General features: G+C 67.1%; 20 protein-coding genes and 1 pseudogene. 8 read left to right on the top strand and 13 right to left on the bottom strand.

The genetic code is table 11. The annotated features are described in order from the left end of the window. The 5 genes and pseudogenes from MKK63_RS19870 to tam form a co-directional block, all read left to right on the top strand. Window positions 1-184: pseudogene (locus MKK63_RS19870) on the top strand (AraC family transcriptional regulator); the annotation flags it as partial. Between the two features lie 165 nt (window positions 185-349). Then, on the top strand, window positions 350-1,111 hold the full coding sequence (gene nth / locus MKK63_RS19875; RefSeq protein WP_244004836.1) for an endonuclease III domain-containing protein: 762 nt from the start codon (window positions 350-352) through the stop codon (window positions 1,109-1,111). Window positions 1,112-1,203: 92 nt separating this feature from the next. After that, on the top strand, window positions 1,204-2,268 hold the full coding sequence (trpS, locus tag MKK63_RS19880) for a tryptophan--tRNA ligase (protein ID WP_244004838.1): 1,065 nt from the start codon (window positions 1,204-1,206) through the stop codon (window positions 2,266-2,268). Continuing rightward, window positions 2,265-2,966, top strand: a complete 702-nt coding sequence (locus MKK63_RS19885) for a haloacid dehalogenase type II (protein WP_244004840.1) — start codon at window positions 2,265-2,267, stop codon at window positions 2,964-2,966. The genes trpS and MKK63_RS19885 overlap by 4 nt, the downstream gene beginning before the upstream one ends. A 23-nt stretch (window positions 2,967-2,989) precedes the next feature. Next, window positions 2,990-3,772 (top strand): trans-aconitate 2-methyltransferase, encoded by a 783-nt coding sequence (gene tam, locus MKK63_RS19890; protein ID WP_244004842.1) that lies wholly within the window; start codon window positions 2,990-2,992, stop codon window positions 3,770-3,772. A 4-nt stretch (window positions 3,773-3,776) separates the two neighbouring features. Here tam and MKK63_RS19895 read toward each other — a convergent pair whose 3' ends face one another. The 9 genes from MKK63_RS19895 to MKK63_RS19935 form a co-directional block, all read right to left on the bottom strand. Further along, on the bottom strand, window positions 3,777-4,430 hold the full coding sequence (locus tag MKK63_RS19895; protein ID WP_244004844.1) for a pyridoxamine 5'-phosphate oxidase family protein: 654 nt from the start codon (window positions 4,428-4,430) through the stop codon (window positions 3,777-3,779). A gap of 167 nt (window positions 4,431-4,597) precedes the next feature. Beyond that, complete coding sequence (gene ilvC / locus MKK63_RS19900) at window positions 4,598-5,617, bottom strand: ketol-acid reductoisomerase (protein WP_012322218.1); 1,020 nt, start codon at window positions 5,615-5,617, stop codon at window positions 4,598-4,600. A 12-nt stretch (window positions 5,618-5,629) separates the two neighbouring features. After that, window positions 5,630-6,283, bottom strand: coding sequence for a TetR/AcrR family transcriptional regulator C-terminal domain-containing protein (locus MKK63_RS19905; RefSeq protein WP_244004846.1), 654 nt, complete (start codon window positions 6,281-6,283; stop codon window positions 5,630-5,632). Between the two features lie 87 nt (window positions 6,284-6,370). Continuing rightward, a complete protein-coding gene (locus MKK63_RS19910) occupies window positions 6,371-7,012 on the bottom strand; it encodes a glutathione S-transferase family protein (RefSeq protein ID WP_244004847.1) in 642 nt (213 codons plus the stop codon). Window positions 7,013-7,031: 19 nt separating this feature from the next. Beyond that, entirely contained in the window at window positions 7,032-7,397 is a 366-nt protein-coding gene (locus tag MKK63_RS19915) for a type II toxin-antitoxin system PemK/MazF family toxin (protein ID WP_244004849.1), read from the bottom strand. Next, on the bottom strand, window positions 7,381-7,617 hold the full coding sequence (locus MKK63_RS19920; RefSeq protein ID WP_244004852.1) for a MazF family transcriptional regulator: 237 nt from the start codon (window positions 7,615-7,617) through the stop codon (window positions 7,381-7,383). The genes MKK63_RS19915 and MKK63_RS19920 overlap by 17 nt, the downstream gene beginning before the upstream one ends. Before the next feature lie 47 nt (window positions 7,618-7,664). Then, the gene (gene ilvN / locus MKK63_RS19925; RefSeq protein ID WP_244004854.1) at window positions 7,665-8,207 is read right to left on the bottom strand and encodes an acetolactate synthase small subunit; all 543 of its coding nucleotides are present in this window, start codon (window positions 8,205-8,207) and stop codon (window positions 7,665-7,667) included. Window positions 8,208-8,380: 173 nt separating this feature from the next. Continuing rightward, window positions 8,381-10,156 (bottom strand): acetolactate synthase 3 large subunit, encoded by a 1,776-nt coding sequence (locus tag MKK63_RS19930; protein ID WP_244004856.1) that lies wholly within the window; start codon window positions 10,154-10,156, stop codon window positions 8,381-8,383. Between the two features lie 423 nt (window positions 10,157-10,579). Next, window positions 10,580-12,025, bottom strand: a complete 1,446-nt coding sequence (locus tag MKK63_RS19935) for an amidase (protein ID WP_244004858.1) — start codon at window positions 12,023-12,025, stop codon at window positions 10,580-10,582. Between the two features lie 104 nt (window positions 12,026-12,129). Here MKK63_RS19935 and MKK63_RS19940 point away from each other — a divergent pair, with 104 nt between their 5' ends. After that, the gene (locus MKK63_RS19940; protein ID WP_244004860.1) at window positions 12,130-12,354 is read left to right on the top strand and encodes an antitoxin MazE family protein; all 225 of its coding nucleotides are present in this window, start codon (window positions 12,130-12,132) and stop codon (window positions 12,352-12,354) included. A 246-nt stretch (window positions 12,355-12,600) separates the two neighbouring features. Here MKK63_RS19940 and fabF read toward each other — a convergent pair whose 3' ends face one another. The 4 genes from fabF to MKK63_RS19960 all read right to left on the bottom strand — a co-directional run bounded on the left by fabF (window position 12,601) and on the right by MKK63_RS19960 (window position 17,272). Next, complete coding sequence (gene fabF, locus MKK63_RS19945) at window positions 12,601-13,869, bottom strand: beta-ketoacyl-ACP synthase II (protein ID WP_244004862.1); 1,269 nt, start codon at window positions 13,867-13,869, stop codon at window positions 12,601-12,603. Window positions 13,870-13,944: 75 nt separating this feature from the next. Further along, complete coding sequence (locus MKK63_RS19950) at window positions 13,945-14,370, bottom strand: MarR family winged helix-turn-helix transcriptional regulator (RefSeq protein WP_244004864.1); 426 nt, start codon at window positions 14,368-14,370, stop codon at window positions 13,945-13,947. Window positions 14,371-14,623: 253 nt separating this feature from the next. Beyond that, a complete protein-coding gene (locus tag MKK63_RS19955; protein ID WP_244004865.1) occupies window positions 14,624-16,084 on the bottom strand; it encodes a methyl-accepting chemotaxis protein in 1,461 nt (486 codons plus the stop codon). Window positions 16,085-16,285: 201 nt separating this feature from the next. Next, window positions 16,286-17,272, bottom strand: a complete 987-nt coding sequence (locus tag MKK63_RS19960; RefSeq protein ID WP_244004867.1) for a CorA family divalent cation transporter — start codon at window positions 17,270-17,272, stop codon at window positions 16,286-16,288. A gap of 198 nt (window positions 17,273-17,470) precedes the next feature. Between MKK63_RS19960 and groES the strand changes: the two genes are divergently transcribed. Together groES and MKK63_RS19970 are read left to right on the top strand one after the other, a co-directional pair. Beyond that, a complete protein-coding gene (gene groES / locus MKK63_RS19965) occupies window positions 17,471-17,761 on the top strand; it encodes a co-chaperone GroES (RefSeq protein WP_007567860.1) in 291 nt (96 codons plus the stop codon). Between the two features lie 72 nt (window positions 17,762-17,833). Next, window positions 17,834-18,430: TCP-1/cpn60 chaperonin family protein (locus MKK63_RS19970; protein WP_279574772.1), on the top strand; the 597-nt coding region annotated here is incomplete at its 3' end.

Here is an 18,430-nt window from a genome sequence, read left to right on the forward strand (position 1 = left end):
GGGCATGGGCTGCACCCATAGGGACTCCTCCGAGTCGTTCACAAACACCAACAAGAAGTTGACCGCCTACCTCAATGCCAAGTACATCGTGGGGAAGGACCGCTTCGTCGAGGAATCCGCCACCGACCTCAAGGACGGAACGGACGACAATCTCGACGTGAATATCTGCGCGCTGGTGAAGTAGGGGGTCGAATCCACGGTTCCACGTCTCTCCCTCCCCCCTCGGCGGGGGAGGGAGAGACGTGGCAGGCCGTTAGGCCGATCCCGAAGCCATCGCGCCCTGATCGGACAGATTGCCGCTGCCCCGCGCGCGCCGGAACAGCGGCGCCGGCTGGCGGATTCGACCGCTATGCCCCTCGCCGATCTCCGCTCTGAAACCCGCCCGCGGACCAGCCGCAAAGCCGCCCCCGCCCCCGGCGATCCCGCCCTCGCCGACAAGGCGCTCGCCGTCCACGCGCGGCTCTGCCCGGTCTATGGCTGCCCGATCCCGTACTTCCACAGCCTGGATCCGGTCAGCGAACTCGTCTCCTCGCTCCTGTCGCACCGGACGCGCAACGCGGAGTCGGGCCGGGCCTTCAAGGCGTTGCGCGTGCGCTTCCCGGATTGGAACGCGATGATCGACGCGGATGTGCCGGAGATCGAGGCCGCCATCGCGGGCGTGACCTGGCCGGAGCTTAAGGCGCCGCGCATCCGCGACGTGCTGCGGGCCCTGCGCGACCGTCGCGGCAGCCTCGACCTCGCCTTCCTGGCCGACATGGAGGTCGAGGCCGCGCGGGCTTGGCTGCAGGCGATCCCGGGGGTCGGCCCCAAGACCAGCGCGGCGGTCTTGTCGTTCTCTACCCTGCGGATGCCTGCGCTGCCGGTCGACAGCCACCATCACCGGGTTGCCCAGCGCCTGGGGTTGATCGGCCCGCGCGTCGATGTCGGCCCCGCGCACCCGATCCTGCGGGCGCAACTCCCCGACGACTGGAGCGCGCAGGATCTCTACGACAACCACGAGATCCTGATGCTGCATGGCCAGAACGTCTGCCATCATCACCGCCCGGCCTGCGGGCGCTGCGTCCTGGTCGATCTCTGCCCGAGCGCGAAAGTGTCGACGCGGGAGCCGTGAACGCATCCTTGACCGGTCCAGCCCACGGGTGCGAGTAACCTTCGCCCGGCTGGCGCGGAGCCCCGGTCTTATCTTGCTCAGGATCGGCGCCGATGGCCGCGTTCACCGAATTGGTCTTCTCGGGCGTCCAGCCCACCGGCAATCTGCATCTCGGCAATTACCTTGGGGCGGTGAAGCGCTTCGTTGAGATGCAGGAGCGCGACGCGCAGTGCCTCTACTGCGTGGTCGATATGCACGCGATCACCGTCTGGCAGGATCCCGAAGCCCTGCGCGGCCAGATCCGCGAGGTCACGGCCGCGTTCCTGGCCGCCGGCATCGACCCGAAACGCTCGATCGTGTTCAACCAGAGCCAGGTGCCGCAACACGCCGAGCTCGCCTGGGTGTTCAACTGCGTCGCCCGCCTCGGCTGGCTGAACCGCATGACCCAGTTCAAGGAGAAGGCCGGCAAGGATCGGGAGAACGCCTCGATCGGGCTCTACGACTACCCGGTGCTGATGGCGGCCGACATCCTGGCCTACCGGGCGACGCATGTGCCGGTCGGCGAGGACCAGAAGCAGCACCTGGAGCTGACCCGGGACATCGCCCAGAAGTTCAACACCGATTTCGGATCCTCGATCGCGGCGCACGGCCACGGCGACGCGTTCTTTCCGATCACGGAGCCGCTGATCGGCGGCCCGGCCGCCCGGGTCATGTCGCTGCGCGACGGCACCAAGAAGATGTCGAAGTCGGACCCGTCCGACAACGCCCGCATCAATCTCACCGACGAGGCCGATACGATCGCCCAGAAGATCCGCCGGGCGAAGACGGATTCCGAGCCCCTGCCCTCCGAGGTGGATGGCCTGAAGGAGCGGCCGGAGGCCGACAACCTCGTGGGGATCTACGCGGCGCTCGCCGGGATCACCCGCGAGGACGTGCTGCGCGATTTCGGCGGGGCGCAATTCTCGACCTTCAAGCCGGCGCTCGCCGACCTCGCGGTGACGAGCCTCGGGCCGATCGCCGGGGAGATGCGCCGCCTCACGGCCGATCCGGGCCATATCGATGCGGTCCTGGCCGACGGCAGCAATCGGGCCGAGACCATCGCGGCGCAGACGCTGGATGCCGTCAAGGATATCGTCGGCTTCGTCCGGCGCGGTCCGAGCCTTCAGGCGGTGCGGTGACCGTCCGGGCGCTGGTCTTCGACGTCTTCGGGACGCTGGTCGACTGGCGCTCCGGAATCGCCCGTGAGGCTGCGCGGCTGCTCGCGCCTATCGCGCCGAACCTCGATGCCGGAGCCTTCGCGGATGCCTGGCGCGCCCGCTACAACCCCTCGATGGAGACGGTGCGCTCCGGCGCCCGGCCCTACGTCGACCTCGACACGCTCCAGGCGGAATCCCTGCCCGACGTGCTGGCGCAGTTCGGCATCGCGGGCGTGTCGGACGATGTGCAGCGCGAACTGGTCCAGGCGTGGCACCGACTCGATGCGTGGCCCGATGTGCCGGACGCGCTGCGGCGCTTACGTGAAAAACACCTCCTGGCGCCGAATTCGAATGGGCCTGTCCGGCTGATGGCCGACCTCGCCCGCCGCAACGGCCTGATCTTCGACGCGGTGCTCGGGGCCGGTTATTCGCGCGACTACAAGCCGAAGCCGGCGCTCTACCGCGATGCGGTCGCGGCCTTCGGCTTCGCGGCCGGAGAGACCATGATGGTCGCCGCCCATTCGAACGATCTCGCATCGGCCGCGAGCCACAGTCTCGCCACCGCCCACATCGCCCGCCCGCAGGAGCACGGCCCGGCCGGCGGCGAGACCGCGCCGACGGTACCGGTCACCTACGCGGCGCGGGACTTGGCGGATCTCGCCGACCAGCTCGGCTGCTGAGGCTCGTCCACGGAGGGTTTGCGATGGCCGATTGGAACCCCGCCCTCTACACCCGCTTCGAAGACGAGCGGACCCGCCCCGCCGCCGAACTGCTCGCCCGCGTGCCCCTCGACGCGCCGCTTCTGGCCTATGATCTCGGCTGCGGACCCGGCAATTCCACTGCGTTGATCACCGCGCGCTTTCCCGACGCCGAGGTGATCGGCCTCGACACCTCGCCCGCCATGCTGGAGAGCGCTTGCGCCCGCCTGCCCGATCTCACGTTCGCGCAGGCCGATGCCGCGACCTGGGTGCCCGAGCGCGGGCCGGACCTGATCTACGCCAACGCCGTGCTGCAATGGCTGCCGGACCACGCGACCCTGCTGCCGCGGCTGCTCGGTCTCCTCGCCCCGGGCGGCGTGCTCGCCGTGCAGATGCCCGACAATCTTGCCGAGCCCACGCATCGCCTGATGCGGGAAGTCGCGGCCGCAGGCCCCTGGGCGGCGGCGATTGGCGATCCCGCCGTGGCCGGGCGCCTCGGGCGGATGCTCGATCCAGCCGCCTATTACGACCTCCTGGCACCCCACGCAGATGCAGTCGATGTCTGGTGTACCACCTATCACCACGGGATGGCGGATGCCGCCGCCATCGTCGACTGGGTCAGCGCGACGGGCCTGCGCCCCTTCCTCGACCCGCTGAACGCCGCGGACAAGGCCGGCTTCCTGGCCGCCTACCAATCCGCCATCGACGGGGCCTATCCGCCCCGCAGCGACGGACGGCGACTGCTCGCCTTCCCGCGGGTATTCATCGTGGCGCGCCGGGCGGGCTAGCGGATCAGGCCTCGCCGCGGGCGACGAGCGCCTCGTACTCGGTGACCTCCAGCTTGCCCTCCTGGGCGACGCGGGCCTTGTCGGCGTCGCTGATCACGTCGCCCGCGAGGTCGAGGCGCTTCCAGGCGGCGAGCGGGGTCTCGCGGCCGGGCCGTGGCACGTACTTGTTCTGCTCGAGCTTCTGGTACTTGTGGATGTAGCGCGGGCAATTGACCCAGATCTTCGTCACCGCGACCTTCACCAGGTATTTCGCCTCGGTGTACTCGGCCATCAGGGCGTCGTCGCGCAGCAGCGTCGCGTGGCCCTGCACGCGGATGCGGTGGGGCGTCTCGAAATCGATGAACAGCAGGCCGACCTTGGCCTGCCCCTCGATGTTGCCCATCGAGTAGAACATGCCGTTGCCGTCGAAGCCGGGGAAGACGAGCGTGTTGGCGTCGAGCACCTTCACGAAGCCCGTGGGGCCGCCCTTGTAGGAAACGGTCGGCATCCCATCCGGGTCGACGGTCGAGAGGAAGAACATGTCGCGGGAGCCGATGAAGGCGGCCTCGTCCGGCTGGACGCTCTCATGGACCCAATCCTCGTCGAGCCGTACCGCGAGCTTGGTGGTGCCGAACTCCTCCTGCAACGCCCGGTGCGCGTTGGAATAGAGCGATGCCATGGGTGTCCTCTCCGCTTGCCGGTCCTCGTATGGGCGGGACCGCTGCGGGGCTTATGGCCGGGAAGCGCAGCCTTGGGCAACCTGCAACGCGAAAGGCTGGCCACGCCTTCGCGTGACCGGCCCCTCAAGGCTGCGGCCGAGCCAAGCCCGGCCGCAAAAATCCCGAATTAATTGCGGGTCTTGTCGACCAGCGCCTTCTCGGAGATCCACGGCATCATGCCGCGGAGCTTGGCGCCGACCTCCTCGATCGGGTGGGCGGCGAGCTTGGCGCGGGTCGCCTTGAACGAGGTCTGGTTGACCTTGTTCTCCAGCATCCAGTTGCGGGTGAAGGTGCCCGATTGGATGTCGTTCAGCACGCGCTTCATCTCGGCCTTGGTCTCGGGCGTGACGATGCGCGGGCCGGTGACGTACTCGCCGTACTCGGCCGTGTTGGAGATCGAGTAGTTCATGTTGGCGATGCCGCCCTCGTAGATGAGGTCGACGATCAGCTTCACCTCGTGCAGGCACTCGAAATAGGCCATCTCGGGGGCGTAGCCTGCCTCGACCAGGGTCTCGAAGCCGGCCTTGATCAGCTCGACCAAGCCGCCGCACAGCACGGCCTGCTCGCCGAACAGGTCGGTCTCGCACTCTTCCTTGAAGGTGGTCTCGATAATGCCGGCGCGGCCGCCGCCATTGGCCGAGGCGTACGACAGGCCCAGGTCATGGGCGTTGCCCGACGCGTCCTGCGCGATGGCGATCAAGGTCGGAACGCCGCCGCCGCGGAGGTACTCGGAGCGCACGGTGTGGCCGGGGCCCTTCGGGGCGACCATCAGGACGTCGAGGTCCTTGCGCGGCTCGATCAGGTTGAAGTGAACGTTGAGGCCGTGGGCGAACAGCAGCGCGGCGCCCTGCTTCATGTTGCCTTCCAGCGACTCACGGTAGATGTCGCCCTGCAGCTCGTCCGGGGTGAGCATCATCACGACGTCGGCCCACTTGGCGGCCTCGGCCACGGAGAGGACCTTGAAGCCTTCGTGCTCGGCCTTCTTGGCGGTGGCGGAACCCTCGCGGAGCGCGATGACGATGTCCTTCACGCCGGAATCGCGCAGGTTGAGCGCGTGGGCATGGCCCTGGCTGCCGTAGCCGACGATGGCGACCTTCTTGCCCTTGATCAGGTTCAGGTCGGCGTCGCGATCGTAATACACCCGCATGTCTGTCTCCTTTTAAGTTTGGTGGTTCGGTTCGGGTTTGACCTGGCCGTAGAGGGCCAGGAACTGGTCCACGGCGCGGTCCGCATCGCGCCGGATCTCATCTCCGCAGAGGTCGAGCGCCTCGCCGAGCAGAAGTCGGATCTGAATATCGCGGCCGACGAGGCCGAAGAAGGTGCGGAAGGCGGCCTCGCTGTCGGCGAAGGCCAGAAGCCCCACCGCGCGCCCCGCCTCCAGCACCGGTTTCACCCGCTCGCCGATGGCGAAGCGCCCGTTCGCCAGGACGATACCGCCGAGATTGCTCTTGTGCGACCCGGCATGCGCGATCGCGATGCGGTTCAGCGCGACCGAGGTCGGGCCGGTGATCACCTCCAGCCACGTCACGGCGAAATCCTGCAGGCGCTCCCGCAGGGTCGCGCCGTCGAGCACCTGCGCGGTGTCGTACCCGGCATGGACCCGGGAGGCCTGCCAGCGCACCGTCGCGGTCAGCAATCCGTCGCGGTCGCCGAACCACTTGTAGAGCGTCTCCTTCGAGCAGCTCGCCCGGCGCGCCACGGCGTCCATGGTGAGCTGGTCCCGGTCCTCCACCATGAGGCCGAGCACGGCATCCAGCACCGCCTGCTGGCGGGCCGATGGCGCGTCCTGCTCTGCTGTGGGGCTGGGTTGCATCGTCTCGAAAGGGCGTACCGTACCGTACGGTACGCCCTTTAGGCCGATTCGTTGGTCGCGGCAAGTCGGTGCCGCGACCGTCGAGGCTCAGCGCGGCAGCGGCAACCCTTCGCGGGCGAAGACGGCCTGCACGGCCGGGCGCTCGGCAACGCGGCGGGCATGGGCGGTCCAGGCCGGGAAGCGGCCGGCCATGTCGAACCGGAGCGTCGGGCCGTTCGCCCAGAACCAGAAGACCATCAGGTAGGCATCGACCACGCTGAACCGGTCGCCCACCGCCCAGCCGCCGTGCGAGAGGCGCACCTCGGTCATGGTGGCGAGATCCGCGTAGGTGTTGGCGGCCTTGGCCTTGATGCCGTCGAAGGCGCTCTCATCCTCGCTGTAGCGCTCCGGGCGGCGGACATGGGCGTAGGTGACGTGGTGGTTGCAGGCGAGCCAGCCGAGCCACTCGTCGGCGGCCCCCTGCTCGCGCAGATCCGTGGGCCACAAAGCCTTCTCGGGCACCGAGCGGGCGACATGGCGCAGGATGGCCGCGCATTCGGTCAGCACCCACGCGTCCTCGGTCAGCGCCGGCACGCGACCGCGATCGTTGATGGATAGATATTCCGGCCGCCGCTGGTCGCCCGCGGCGAGGTCGAGCTTCACGCCCTCGTAGGGCAGCCCGGATTCCTCCAGGATGATGTGGGCGGCCAGCGAGCAGGCGCCGGGGGCGTAGTAGAGGGTGCGAGCCATGCGGTCGGTCATCCTTCGATCAGGGAAGCGGGTTGAATCCGAGCAGGTTCGCGAGCTTCTGGCGAACGGCGTCGAGCGTTTCGAGCGAGACACGATCGATGCGGCGGAGACCGCGTGCGGCGCGATCGACGTTCCGGATCTGATCGGTCAGGACCGCACCGGAAATCGCCAAACCTTGCGGAAGCATGATTTTTGTCGGCCAGGGATCGACGTTGCGTGTCACCGGGCAAACGATGGCGGTCGCGTTCCGCGCGTGGAAATCGCGGGTTGTCAGAACGAGAGCAGGTCGAACACCGGATTGTTCGCGGCCGAGCGTCGGCCGGAAATCCACCCACACGAGATCCCCGGCCTCCGGCAATTCTCGAGGGTCATGTCCAGTCGTCATGGATGATCTCGGCGCCGACATCCGGCCCCCAATCCACGACGGGAGGGCGATAGGCTGGCCCGAGCCGATCCATCTCGGCGATCATGTCCTGCAGTGTCTCCCTGCGCCGACGCGGCAGGATCTCGACGGCCTGCCCATCCGTCAGACCGTGCCGATCGCCCTCGTTCGCAGGGATCCGAATCACGAATTCGTCGCCGGTGCGCGTGAGCTTGGCTTCCATGAGAGCTTCTCCCACTCTCCCGGCATCATAGTCCAATCGGCCGGATCCTACAGCGGCTCCGCCCCGCGCCCCATCGCGGAGATGCCGGTCCGGCAGATCTCCACCAGCCCGATCACGCTCATGAGGCGCACGAACCGGTCGATCTCCTCGGTGGCGCCGGTCAGTTCGAACACGAAGGAGTTGAGCGTGGCGTCCAGCGTCTTGGCGCCGAAGGCGGCAGCGAGCCGTAGGGCCTCGCTCCGGTGCTCGCCCTCGCCCTTCACCTTCACGAGGCAGATCTCGCGCTCCAGCGCGTTGCCCTGGAGCGTCAGGTCCACCACCCGGTGCACCGGCACCAGCCGGTCGAGCTGCGCCTTGATCTGCTCGATCACCGCGTTCGTGCCCGTCGTCACGATGGTGATGCGCGAGATGTGGCGCGCCTCTTCGGTCTCGGAGACGGTCAGGCTCTCGATGTTGTAGCCGCGGCCGGAGAACAGGCCCGAGATGCGGGCGAGCACGCCGGGCTCGTTGTCGACGATCACCGCCAGGGTGTGCCGGTTCACCGGCTCGACGCGGCCGGCATCGGGATAGTGGGTGTTCATCGCGTTCATCGCCGGCCTCGTCCTCGTCTGGGTTTCCGAAGGACGTGCCCTTCGGCGGGGTGTCGGGGCAGAGCCCCGACGCATCGGGCGAAGCCCGACAGCAGGGCTCCGCCCTTCACCCGCAAAAGGTCTCGACCTTTTGAAACCAGGTTATTGCAGATCAATCCTGGGATCTCAGTCCCTTACACCAGCATCTTGCCTTCCTCGGAGATCACGTCGCCAAGTTCGACGCCGGTCTCACCGAGGTAGTCGGACAGGAGCATCTCGTTATGCGCCTTGCCCGACGGAATCATCGGGAAGCAATTCTCGGTCTTGTCGACGATGCAGTCGAAGATCACCGGACCGTCGTAGGCCAGCATCTCCGCGATCGCGCCGTCGAGGTCGCCGGGCTTGTCGCAGCGCATGCCCTTGGCGCCATAGGCCTCCGCGAGCTTCACGAAGTCCGGCAGACTCTCCGAGTAGCTCTGCGAGTAGCGCGAGCCGTGCAGCAATTCCTGCCACTGCCGGACCATGCCCATGTACTCGTTGTTCAGGATGAACACCTTGATCGGCAGGCGGTACTGAACCGCCGTCGACATCTCCTGCATGTTCATCAGGATCGAGGCCTCGCCGGCGATGTCGATCACCAGCCCGTCCGGATGGGCGAGCTGCGTGCCGATCGCGGCCGGCAGGCCGTAACCCATCGTGCCGAGCCCGCCCGAGGTCATCCAGCGGTTCGGCTCGTCGTACTTGAAGTACTGGGCCGCCCACATCTGGTGCTGGCCGACCTCCGTGGTGATGTAGGTCTCGCGGCTCTTGCAGGCCTCGTAGAGCCGCTGGACCGCGTATTGCGGCTTGATGATCGTGCCCGAGGGCCAGTAGGCGAGGCAGTCCCGCGCCTTCCAGGTCTTGATCTTCTGCAGCCACGGCTCGAGGTTCGACGCGTCGGGCCGCGACGGCAGGGCGCGCCATGCCTCCAGCATATCGGCGAGCACCGAGGCGCAATCGCCGACGATCCCGACATCGACCTTGACCACCTTGTTGATCGAGGAGGCGTCGACGTCGATGTGGATCTTCTTGGAGAACGGCGAGAACGCGTCGAGCCGGCCGGTGATCCGGTCGTCGAACCGGGCGCCGACGCAGATCATCACGTCGCATTCGTGCATCGCGAGGTTGGCCTCGTAGGTCCCGTGCATGCCGAGCATGCCCAGGAACTTCTCGTCCGTGCCCGGATAGGCGCCGAGCCCCATCAGGGTCGAGGTGACCGGAAAGCCGGTCTCGCGGACGAGCTCGCGCAGCAGGCGCGAGGCTTCCGGGCCGGAATTGATCACGCCGCCGCCCGTGTAGAAGACCGGCCGGCGGGCGGTCGCCATCAAGTCGACGGCCGCCCGGATCCGGTCGGAATCGCCCTTCACGGCCGGGCGGTAGGTCTTGTGGCTCGCGATCTCCGGGCGCTCGTAGAGGCCGGAGGCGAACTGGATGTCCTTGGGCAGATCGACCACGACCGGGCCGGGCCGGCCGTTCGCCGCGACGTAGAACGCCTCGTGCAGGATGCGCGGCAGGTCGTCGATCGATTTGACCAGGTAATTGTGCTTCGTGCAGTGGCGCGTGATGCCGACCGTGTCGCATTCCTGGAACGCGTCGGTGCCGATCAGATGGGTCGGGACCTGGCCGGTGATGCAGACCAGCGGGATCGAATCCAGCATCGCGTCGGTCAGGCCGGTGACGATGTTGGTCGCGCCGGGGCCCGAGGTGACCAGCACGCAGCCGACCTTGCCGGACGAGCGCGCGTAGCCCTCGGCGGCGTGGACGGCGCCCTGCTCGTGGCGCACGAGGATGTGCTTGACGGCGTTCTGGTGGAACAGCGCGTCGTAGATCGGAAGTACGGCGCCGCCCGGATACCCGAACAGCGTATCGACACCCTGATCCTGGAAGGCCCGGATGACCATCTCGGCCCCGGTCATGACCTCGCCGCCCATGCTCGTCTCCTCGCGCTCTCCGGAACCACGGCGATCCGCGATCGCCGCCCGGCCCCGTCCTCTCTCCCCGCACCCTCGTCTGATGAAGCGGTGTCCGCCTCGCCCGAAGGTGCCTTTCGCCTCGGATAACCGTCCGTGTCAGTTTCGTCCGCCGGGCCGCGGGCAACAAAAAAGGGCCCCGAGGGACCCTGCATGCGCCACCGCCCGGATTGCGGCCCTAGCTCAGGGCCGCCCCGTCGGTGACGCTACCGCTACAATAAGGACCGTGGTCATCGGATATCCGAACCTGCCCCGCGACGGCCACATGATCCGGAACTGGCTCACGGTCGACGTGCAGGGTGTCGGGCCTATTAGCGGAGAGCGTCGGGCGGGTCAACGCATCCGTGCCCGTTATCGTATCGGCTTGGTCGACGTGACACGCCCTCAGTTCAGAGGCGGCGGGTACCGCCGGACCCAGTTGCTCGCCGCGTCGTAGGCGCCGCCGAGCTGCAGGCAGGCGAGTTCGCCGTGGTTCGGCCCGACGATCTGGATGCCGGTGGGCAATCCGGCCGCGCCGAATCCGGCCGGCACATCGAGCGCGGGCAGGCCCGCCATGGTGACCGGGATCACGGTCTGCATCCAGCGATGGTAGGTATCCATCTGCCGCCCGCCGACCGTCTCGGGCCAGCGCAGGTCCTTGTCGAACGGGAAGACCTGCGTCGTTGGCATCACGAGGAAGTCGTAGGCCTCCATGAAGCGGCGCAGGGTCTCGTACCAGCGCGTGCGGCCTTCCAGCGCCGCGATGATCCGGTCGGCGCTGAGCGCCAGCCCCCGCTCGACCTCCCAGGCGGCCTCTGGCTTCAGCAGCGCCCGGTGGCGGGGCTCGTCGTAGAACGGGCGAAGCGCCGCCGCGACGGTGAGCGCCCGCAGCACCAGCCAATCCTGCCACAGCTGCTCCATGTCGTAGCGTGGCACCGCCTCCTCGACGGTGCAGCCGATCTCCACGAAGGTGGTCAGAGCCGAGCGTCCGAGTTCGAGCACACCGGGATCGAACGGGATCTGGCCGCCGCAATCGCCGAGCCACGCGATGCGGGTGCCGCTGAAATCCCGGGCGCGCAGGCTCGCGAAGGCGGACGGATCCTGGCGGATCGCATTCGGGCAGCGCGGGTCGTAACCCGCCTGGACGGAGAGCATCAGGCCGATATCGGCGGGCGTCCGTCCGATCGCGCCGAGCACCGCGAGCCCGGGGCTGAACACGTCCTTGGCCTCGGCGGGAATCCGGCCCCAGCTCGGGCGCAGGCCGTAGCAATTGTTGAAGGCCGGCGGGTTGCGCAGCGATCCGGCATGATCGCTGCCGTCGGCGACCGGCTGCATCCGCAGCGCCACCGCGACGGCGGCACCGCCGCTCGACCCACCCGCGCTCTTCGTCAGATCATAGGGATTGGCCGTGGTGCCGTAGACAGAGTTGAAGCTGTGCGAGCCGAGGCCGAATTCGGGGATGTTGGTCTTTCCAATGAAGATCGCCCCGGCGGCGCGCAGGCGCGCCACCATGATCGAATCGGTCTCGGCGATCCGGTCCGCGAAGATCGGCGAGCCTTGCGTGAACCGCAGGCCGCGCACCGGATCGAGATCCTTCACGGCGAGCGGGAAGCCGTGCAGCGGCCCGACCGCAGCGCCGCGCGCCAGGGCGGCATCGGCAGCCTCGGCCTCCCGCAGGAGCGCCGCGTCGTCGGCCAGGGCCACGATGGCGTTGACCTGCGGGTTGAGCCGATGGATCCGGTCCAGATAGGCGCGCATCACCTCCACGCAGGAGACCACCCGGCCGCGGATGGCGGCGGCGAGGTCCACCGCGCCCATGGCGGTGATGCCGTCCGGTCGCGTGTCCTGCATCGTGAGGTCTCCAGATCGGTGAGGATGGCCACCGGAGGGCTGAGCGTTGGCAAACCCCTCATTGCCACTCAGGTTACACGGTGTTGCCGACGAGCGAGCAAGACATGCGGCGTGCTTCCACCGCCGGATCCGCACGTGCAAAGGTACGCAACGATCGTGCGCGGCTCCGTGCTCAAGGACTGAGACCCATACAGATCTGGGCGCCTGACGTGCACGCACCCGGGTTCAAAGCCGAGGCGCAACGCCAATCTTGCGCCATCGCCGCCAGCACGCGCGAGCCGGAGGATCAGGCCTTCATCGAAGCCGTGTCCGATCGAGACGATGAATGAGGCGGGGTGCGATCTGGACGGTCGCCGGCGGAAAGGATTATGCGGGCAAACCACGCCCGGCCGAAAACCGATCTGAGTACCGTATTGGACAGCTGGACGATGTGGATCGCCTGCAGCCTAACCGAACGATCCTTCTTCCTTGGCCAGGCAGCGGCGCCGTAGCTATGGCCAACGACCTGCGGACTGCCACCGGCCAAGGTAGCGTCCTCTGTCTCCGGAACATCGTCACGGCCCCCTCGGCCCGGATTACAAGTATCGGCTGAACACCAGCGCCGCGTTGACGCCTCCGAAGCCGAAGGCGTTCGACAGCACGTGCTTCACGGGCCAGGGCCGTGAAGCGGCCTCGACCAGATCGAACCCCGCCGCCTCCGGCATCGGCTCCTCGATGTTGAGGCCCGGCGGAAGGAGCTGATGCTGGAGCGCGAGCGTGGAGAACACGGCCTCGATCGCCCCGGCGGCGCCCAGCATATGGCCGGTCGCCGATTTGGTCGAACTGATCGGGACACCGCCGCCGGCCGGCCCGAACAGCGCCGTCAGGGCGGCGAGTTCGGCCGCGTCGCCGACCGGGGTCGAGGTCGCGTGGGCGTTGACGTAGCTGACGTCGGCCGCTGGGAGCCCCGCGTTCGCGAGGGCGATCTCCATCGTGCGGGCGGCTTCCCGCCCGTCCGGCCAGCCCGACGTTACGTGATGGGCATCCGTGGTGGTGCCGTAGCCCGACAGCACCGCCAGTGGACGGGCACCCCGCCGCTCGGCGTGGCCGAGGCGTTCGATCACCAGCATGGCCGCACCCTCCGAGAGAACGAAGCCATCATGCTCGCGGTCGAACGGACGGGACGCGCGATGCGGCGCATCGTTGAACGCGACGGACAGGGCCTTCGCCGCCGTGAAGCCGCCGATCGCAACGGGATCGACGCACGCCTCCGTCCCGCCGCACAGGGCGATGTCGGCTTCGCCGCTGCGGATCATACGCGCGGCATCGCCGATCGCCTGGGCCGAGGCGGCGCAGGCCGTGGTCGGCGAACCGGCCGGCCCCTGGAAGCCGAACCGGATGGCAATCTGGCCGGCCGCGAGATTGGGCAGGAAGGACGGCACGACGAACGGCGACAGGCGCCGCGCGCCCGAGGTGCGGATGGTCTCGCAGGCGGCGGTGATCGCCGGAACGCCGCCGATGCCCGTGGCGATCACCGTGGCGGTGCGCCGGCGATGCGCCGGATCGTCGGGATGCCAGCCGGCCTGATCGAGCGCTTCCTGCGCGGCGCCCATGGCGTAGTGGATGAACACGTCGTTGCGGCGCAGCTCGCGGGCCTCCATCACACGCTCGGCATCGAATCCGCTCGGATCGTCCGATCGCGTGGGGACGAGGCCGGCGATTCGGCATTTCCAATCACCGACATCGAATCGGGTGTTGCGCCGGATCCCGCTCTGCCCGGCTTTCAGCCGCTCCCAGGTCGCCGCCACGCCGGAACCCAACGGCGAGACGGCCCCGAGACCCGTGATGACGATCGGCTCTTGCACGACGAAACCCCGCGAAACGCGCCCACTTAGGTGTGCATATACACAGCATCGTGGCGGGGCAATGCCGGCGGCGCTTCATTTCCCGCGTGCGAAGTGTTTGACGAGGCGCAGATAGGTATCGGCTTCCGTTTCGTCGAACCCGTCCCGTATGTCTGCCTGGGCGCGTTGCCAAACGTCCAAGAGTTGATCCAGCAGAACGCTCCCGTCCTGGGTCAATCGACACAGGCGTGCACTGGTGTCGGTGTCCGCAACACGCTCGACGAGGTTTTTCTGTTCCAACAAATCCAGATTGCGCGTCAGGCTGGTTCGATCGAGCAGGATGCGGCGTGCCAGCACGGCCACGGGCGTCTCCGGATTGAACCGGATCGCCGCCAGGAGCGAGAATTGCTGGACGGTGACGCCGAACGGCTTGAAGGCGGCGTCGCCCCGCCGCAACAAGGTGCGGGCCGCCGCGACCGTGTTGAGCACCAGACAGTTCGCGAGCGCATCCGGCAACGACATGGTGCAATCCGATAGCCCGCATCCAAACCGCGAGCGATGGATCCAGGCGCAGCGGCGGATGTCGGTTGTGCCGTTCGACCGGCTTCACCCCCCTCTGTTAGCACGCACAAAGCGAAGTGGCTCAGGGCACCGCGAGGCGGGTGGAGCGCTGCATCGGGATGCTGCCGTGCTCCACCCGCAAGAACGGCGAGGCTGAAATCCTGAAGCCGGGAGGGTGTGCGTTCGCGGCGGTGTGGGCTGCGATCCGACCGGATCAGGCCGTCTTCGTGAAGCGGTTCACGCTCTCGGCGAGGCTGGCGGAATAATCGGCCAGGCTCCCGGCAATGCCGCGGACCGCTTCGGCAAACTGGCCGGTCGCGTTGGCCGCCTGCGAGACGCCGCCGATATTGCCCGACATCTCGTGGGTCGAGACCGCCTGCTCCTCCACGGCGCTCGCCACCGCCAGCGTCAGGTTGGAGAGTTCCGCCACCGCCGCGGTGATCATCTCGATGGCGCTCACCGCCTCGCCGGTCGCGCTCTGGATCGCCGAGACCTGCTGGGTAATCTCCCCGGTCGCCTTCGCGGTCTGCTCGGCCAGCGCCTTGACCTCGCTGGCCACCACCGCGAAGCCGCGTCCGGCCGTGCCGGCACGGGCCGCCTCGATCGTGGCGTTGAGCGCCAGCAGATTGGTCTGGTCGGCGATCGACTTGATCATGCCGACCACCGCGTCGACCTTGCGGGCGTTCTCGGCCAGTTGCCGCATCGTCGCGTCAGTGGTCTCGGCCTGCGTGGCAATCTGTTGAGCCCGCTCGGACACGCGCCCGACCTGGCCGGAAATTTCCTGGATGGCGTTGTTCATCTGCTCCGAGTTCGCCGCCACCGAGGTCGCCTTCTGGCGGGCGGAATCGGCTGACTGTGTCAGTCCCTCGGCCGATTGCTGCATCTCCTGGATCGCCGAGCCGACCGCCTCGACCACCCGCGTGACCTCGGAGGCCATCTGAACCTGTGCCGTGACGATGGACCAGGTTGCCATCGGCCCGATGTAGTTGCCCCGCTCGTCGTTGACGGCCGTGACCTGCAGATCGAGCGTCTCGGGCCCGACCTTGATCTTGGTCCGATGCGGCAGGTGGCTGGCATCCGACAGCATCGTGCGCTGATGCTTGGGATTCATGTGGAACACGTCGAACGAGTGCTCCAGCATGTCATCGACCTTGACCGGAAGATATTGCTCCAGCGGCTTTAGCGTTCTGCGGGATGTTTGATTGAGGTAGTCGAACTGAAAATTGTTACGCGGATCGACGGTCATCACGGCGACCGGCATGTTGTCGATCATCGACATCAGCCGATCGATCTGGTTCTTCTTCGCCGAGATGTCGGAGGCGAACTTCACGACCTTCACGGGTTTTCCGGCCGCGTCCAGGATCGGGTTGTAGGTGGCCTCGAGCCAGATCCGGTCCCCGCCCTTGGCCAGGCGGAGGAACTCGCCGGTGACGTACTGGCCGCCCTTCAGCTTGGTCCAGAACTGAGCGTAGTCTCCGGACTTGGCCTCGGCGTCCTCGACGAAGATGCCGTGATGTTTGTTGATGAGTTCGGCAAGCGTGTACTTCATCACGCGCAGAAAGTTTTCGTTGGCATGGAGAACATGCCCATCCATAGAAAACTCGATGATGGCCAACGATCGATCGAGGGCTTCGATCTTGGCTTGCGCCTCGCTGTAGGTGGATCTCTTGAACATGTCTGTGCCCGCTTGTCTGCGCCGGGAAGAAAGACAGAGGTTCCTTAAACGAGTGCTAAATTTTGCGCCAGAGTCTGCATTCGATATGAGCAAGAAGCCAGTAGCCTATTATCTAATGGTTCGATCGCGTCGTTAGATCTGGTAATTGCTTGGCATTGATATTTTCCACCTAAGAACACTCAAAAAATTTTCTTTGTTTCCTCAAAACCAGCCTCGCATCCGAAAATAGACAATCGGCGCGAGCGCACTCAGAAGAATGAGCGCAAGGGCGTAGGGATAACCGTAGGCCCAGTCGAGTTCGGGCATGGTCTTGAAGTTCATGCCGTAGATGGATGCGATCAGGGTCGGGGGCACGCCCACCACCGACACGACGGTCAGCACGCGGAAGACGTTGTTCTGCTCGATGTTGATCAGGCCCAAAGCCGCGTCGAGCAGGAACTGGACGTTTTCGGCAAGCCGCGTCTCGAATTCGTCGAGGGAATCGATATCCCGGCTGATCGTGTCGAACCGACTGTTTTCCGGAAGGCCGAGGGCGTCGCAGGCCGCCGCCACGAACGGGACGATCCGCTCCAGGCCCAGCAGGCTCGCCCGGATCTTGCCCAGGACTTTGCCCCGGTTGCTGATCCCGCGCAGGATCCGACGCAATGCGAGATCCCGGCGCCGGGGTGGCGGGCTCTCCAGCCGGCGACGGTCCGCGCCGCGCACGTCGAAATCGAAGATCCGGGTGGACAAGCTGTCGAGTTCAGAGGCCATGTCCTCCAGCGAGTCCGCCAAGCTGTCCACCAGCTCTTCCAGGACCACGAGGAAGACCTCGCTCGGCGTCGCGCTGCCGTCCCCGTCGACGATTCGCTTGGCCGCGGATTCGAAGGCGCGCAGTTCATGGAAGCGGACCGTGACGAGGTGATCCTTCGTCAGCAGGAAGCCCAGGGGCTTCAGCTGCGATGCGCTGCGCTCGAAGGTGATCATCGGCGTCGACAGCGACAGGCCGCCCTTCACCCGGCGCAGGCGGCTCGACGTCTCGACCTCGGACAGGGCCTCCCGGGACGGGATGCGCAGCCCGGTCGCGGCCTCGACCGCTTCCGCTTCCTCGGAGGTCGGATCGTTCAGGTCGATCCACACGGCGCTGCGCGCGATCCGGCGGGCGGTCTCGGGCGCCACCGGACCTTCGGGGCCGTGCAGGCTCAGCATCGCGGCGTATTTTCCATGAGCGGGGGGGCAGGCATCGCGTCACCCGAAAGGGTGCGACAGACTTGACACGGAACAGCCCCGCGCCTATCTCGCGGCCGTCTTTGGCACTCGCCGAGACAGAGTGCTAACAGTCGAGTTCGCGGCGGTCCCGGTGGCCGCATCAACGCCAACTCCGGACCTGAAGCAAGAGGGCAGCTCATGAAGTTCCGTCCGCTGCACGACCGCGTGGTCGTCCGTCGCATCGAGAGCGAGGAGAAGACCAAGGGCGGCATCATCATCCCGGACACCGCCAAGGAGAAGCCGCAGGAGGGCGAGATCGTCGCCGTCGGCCCCGGCGCCCGCGACGAGCAGGGCCGTGTCAACGCGCTCGACGTCAAGGCCGGCGACCGCGTCCTGTTCGGCAAGTGGTCCGGCACCGAGGTCAAGATCGACGGTCAGGACCTCCTGATCATGAAGGAATCCGACATCATGGGCGTCGTCGCCCTCTGATCGGACCACCCGTCACCGCCCTTTGAGGCCGTCTGAGGCCTTGGGGTTCAACCAGTAGCGAAGAGGCACACAATGGCAGCGAAAGACGTACGTTTCTCCGCCGACGCCCGCGATAAGATGCTGCGCGGCGTCGACATCCTGGCGGATGCGGTGAAGGTGACGCTCGGCCCGAAGGGCCGCAACGTCGTGATCGAGAAGAGCTTCGGCGCCCCGCGCATCACCAAGGACGGTGTGACGGTCGCCAAGGAGATCGAGCTCTCCGACCGTTTCGAGAACATGGGCGCCCAGATGGTGCGCGAAGTGGCCTCGAAGACCAACGACATCGCGGGTGACGGCACCACCACCGCGACCGTGCTGGCCCAGGCCATCGTCCGCGAGGGCGCCAAGTACGTCGCCGCCGGCATCAACCCGATGGACCTGAAGCGCGGCATCGACCTCGCCACGGCCGCCGCCGTGAAGGACATCATCGCGCGCGCCAAGAAGGTCTCGACCTCCGACGAGGTCGCCCAGGTTGGCACCATCTCATCGAACGGCGACACCGAGATCGGCCAGATGATCGCCCACGCGATGCAGAAGGTCGGCAACGAGGGCGTGATCACGGTCGAGGAGGCCAAGACCGCCGAGACCGAGCTCGACGTCGTCGAGGGCATGCAGTTCGACCGCGGCTAC

The organism is Methylobacterium sp. J-088 (assembly GCF_022829295.1).
GTDB lineage: Bacteria > Pseudomonadota > Alphaproteobacteria > Rhizobiales > Beijerinckiaceae > Methylobacterium.

Excerpts from the sequence above, each read along its gene's own strand:
- groES (WP_007567860.1), top strand. The coding sequence starts at position 17,471 with ATGAAGTTCCGTCCGCTGCACGACCGCGTGGTCGTCCGTCGCATCGAG.
- MKK63_RS19895 (WP_244004844.1), bottom strand. The coding sequence starts at position 4,430 with ATGGCATCGCTCTATTCCAACGCGCACCGGGCGTTGCAGGAGGAGTTC.
- tam (WP_244004842.1), top strand. The coding sequence starts at position 2,990 with ATGGCCGATTGGAACCCCGCCCTCTACACCCGCTTCGAAGACGAGCGG.
- MKK63_RS19915 (WP_244004849.1), bottom strand. The coding sequence starts at position 7,397 with ATGACGACTGGACATGACCCTCGAGAATTGCCGGAGGCCGGGGATCTC.
- ilvN (WP_244004854.1), bottom strand. The coding sequence starts at position 8,207 with ATGAACGCGATGAACACCCACTATCCCGATGCCGGCCGCGTCGAGCCG.
- MKK63_RS19920 (WP_244004852.1), bottom strand. The coding sequence starts at position 7,617 with ATGGAAGCCAAGCTCACGCGCACCGGCGACGAATTCGTGATTCGGATC.
- MKK63_RS19905 (WP_244004846.1), bottom strand. The coding sequence starts at position 6,283 with ATGCAACCCAGCCCCACAGCAGAGCAGGACGCGCCATCGGCCCGCCAG.
- MKK63_RS19960 (WP_244004867.1), bottom strand. The coding sequence starts at position 17,272 with ATGCTGAGCCTGCACGGCCCCGAAGGTCCGGTGGCGCCCGAGACCGCC.
- MKK63_RS19950 (WP_244004864.1), bottom strand. The coding sequence starts at position 14,370 with ATGTCGTTGCCGGATGCGCTCGCGAACTGTCTGGTGCTCAACACGGTC.
- MKK63_RS19955 (WP_244004865.1), bottom strand. The coding sequence starts at position 16,084 with ATGTTCAAGAGATCCACCTACAGCGAGGCGCAAGCCAAGATCGAAGCC.
- nth (WP_244004836.1), top strand. The coding sequence starts at position 350 with ATGCCCCTCGCCGATCTCCGCTCTGAAACCCGCCCGCGGACCAGCCGC.
- trpS (WP_244004838.1), top strand. The coding sequence starts at position 1,204 with ATGGCCGCGTTCACCGAATTGGTCTTCTCGGGCGTCCAGCCCACCGGC.
- MKK63_RS19940 (WP_244004860.1), top strand. The coding sequence starts at position 12,130 with ATGCGGCGTGCTTCCACCGCCGGATCCGCACGTGCAAAGGTACGCAAC.
- MKK63_RS19935 (WP_244004858.1), bottom strand. The coding sequence starts at position 12,025 with ATGCAGGACACGCGACCGGACGGCATCACCGCCATGGGCGCGGTGGAC.
- MKK63_RS19930 (WP_244004856.1), bottom strand. The coding sequence starts at position 10,156 with ATGGGCGGCGAGGTCATGACCGGGGCCGAGATGGTCATCCGGGCCTTC.
- MKK63_RS19910 (WP_244004847.1), bottom strand. The coding sequence starts at position 7,012 with ATGGCTCGCACCCTCTACTACGCCCCCGGCGCCTGCTCGCTGGCCGCC.
- ilvC (WP_012322218.1), bottom strand. The coding sequence starts at position 5,617 with ATGCGGGTGTATTACGATCGCGACGCCGACCTGAACCTGATCAAGGGC.